This window comes from Streptomyces sp. SID12488 (genome assembly GCF_010548275.1).
In the GTDB taxonomy this organism is placed as follows: Bacteria; Actinomycetota; Actinomycetes; order Streptomycetales; family Streptomycetaceae; genus Streptomyces.
The window spans coordinates 1-669 of sequence record NZ_JAAGLT010000104.1 but is presented as its reverse complement, the minus strand read 5'-3'; the positions used below and the strand labels follow the sequence as shown (position 1 = coordinate 669).

Genomic DNA, 669 nt, shown 5'->3' with positions numbered 1-669 from the left:
GGCCGTAGCCCCACGGGTCGTCGACCTCGACCTTCTTGCCGTACTTCGCGGTCTTCCACACGTTGTAGAGGAACGGGAGCACGGACAGACCGAGCAGGAACGAGCTGATCGTCGAGATCGTGTTCAGGGTGGTGAGGCCCTCGACCGCGAGGTAGTCGGGGATGCGGCGCACCATCCCGTTCGGGCCCAGCCAGTGCTGGACGAGGAAGGTGCCGTGGAAGCCGATGAACAGGGTCCAAAACGTGATCTTGCCGAGGCGTTCGTCGAGCATCTTCCCGGTCATCTTCGGCCACCAGAAGTGGAAGCCGGAGAACATCGCGAACACGACCGTCCCGAACACGACGTAATGGAAGTGGGCGACCACGAAGTACGTGTCGGACACGTGGAAGTCGATCGGCGGCGAGGCCAGCATCACGCCGGTCAGACCGCCGAAGGTGAAGGTGATCAGGAAGCCGGTGGCCCAGAGCATCGGGGTCTCGAACGACAAGGACCCCTTCCACATCGTTCCGATCCAGTTGAAGAACTTCACGCCTGTCGGTACGGCGATGAGGAACGTCATGAAGGAGAAGAACGGCAGGAGGACTCCGCCGGTGACGTACATGTGGTGGGCCCACACGGTCACGGACAGGCCGGCGATGGCGATGGTCGCGCCGATCAGGCCCATGTAGC

The 669-nt window shown here is 62.6% G+C and carries 1 protein-coding gene; it reads right to left on the bottom strand.

Going from position 1 to position 669, the window contains the following annotated elements:
- Positions 1-669 (bottom strand): cbb3-type cytochrome c oxidase subunit I (locus G3I56_RS42700; protein WP_203691973.1); only part of this gene is annotated, 669 nt, incomplete at both ends.